The organism is Kitasatospora sp. NPDC088346 (assembly GCF_044740765.1).
Taxonomy (GTDB): domain Bacteria; phylum Actinomycetota; class Actinomycetes; order Streptomycetales; family Streptomycetaceae; genus Kitasatospora.
The window spans coordinates 1-1,119 of the sequence record NZ_JBIURH010000192.1 but is presented as its reverse complement, the minus strand read 5'-3'; the positions used below and the strand labels follow the sequence as shown (position 1 = coordinate 1,119).

The 1,119-nt window shown below is 66.8% G+C and carries 1 protein-coding gene; it reads left to right on the top strand.

What is annotated here, in order from left to right:
* A partial coding sequence (locus ACIOFR_RS42390) for an acyl-CoA dehydrogenase family protein (protein ID WP_401006203.1) occupies positions 1-1,119 on the top strand: 1,119 nt, incomplete at both ends.

Here is a 1,119-nt window from a genome sequence, read left to right as displayed (position 1 = left end):
GGACTTCGACCTCTTCCGGCTCAGCGAGGAGCACGAGATGCTCCGTGAGGCGGTGCGTTCGTTGGCGGAGGCGAAGATCGCTCCGTTCGCGGCGGAGGTGGACGAGCAGGGGCGGTTCCCGCAGGAGGCGCTGGAGGCGTTGCAGGGCAACGATCTGCATGCGGTGCACGTGCCGGAGGAGTACGGGGGTGCGGGGGCGGACGCGCTGGCGACGGTGCTGGTGATCGAGGAGGTGGCGCGGGTGTGTGCGTCGTCGTCGTTGATTCCGGCGGTCAACAAGCTGGGTTCGCTGCCGGTGCAGTTGTCGGGTTCGGAGGAGTTGAAGGCGAAGTACCTGGGGGCGTTGGCGCGGGGTGAGGGGATGTTCTCGTACTGCCTGTCGGAGCCGGAGGCGGGTTCGGACGCGGCGGGGATGCGGACCCGGGCGGTGCGGGACGGTGATTTCTGGGTGCTGAACGGTGTGAAGCGGTGGATCACCAATGCCGGGGTGTCGGAGTTCTACACGGTGATGGCGGTGACGGATCCGTCGTTGCGGTCGAAGGGGATTTCGGCGTTCGTGGTGGAGAAGGGCGACGCGGGGGTGTCGTTCGGTGCGCCGGAGAAGAAGTTGGGGATCAAGGGGTCGCCGACGCGTGAGGTGTACTTCGACAATGTGCGGATTCCGGCGGATCGGATGATCGGTGCGGAGGGGACGGGGTTCGCGACGGCGATGCGGACGCTGGACCACACCCGGGTGACGATCGCGGCGCAGGCGATCGGTGTGGCGCAGGGTGCGCTGGACTACGCGAAGGGGTACGTGAAGGAGCGCAAGCAGTTCGGGAAGGCGATCGCGGAGTTCCAGGGTGTGCAGTTCATGCTGGCGGACATGGCGATGAAGCTGGAGGCGGCGCGGCAGTTGACGTATGCGGCGGCGGCGAAGTCGCAGCGTACGGATGCCGATCTGACGTTCTTCGGGGCGGCGGCGAAGTGTTTCGCGTCGGACGTGGCGATGGAGGTGACCACGGACGCGGTGCAGTTGCTGGGTGGGTACGGGTACACCCGGGACTATCCGGTGGAGCGGATGATGCGGGACGCGAAGATCACGCAGATCTACGAGGGCACCAACCAGGTGCAGCGCAT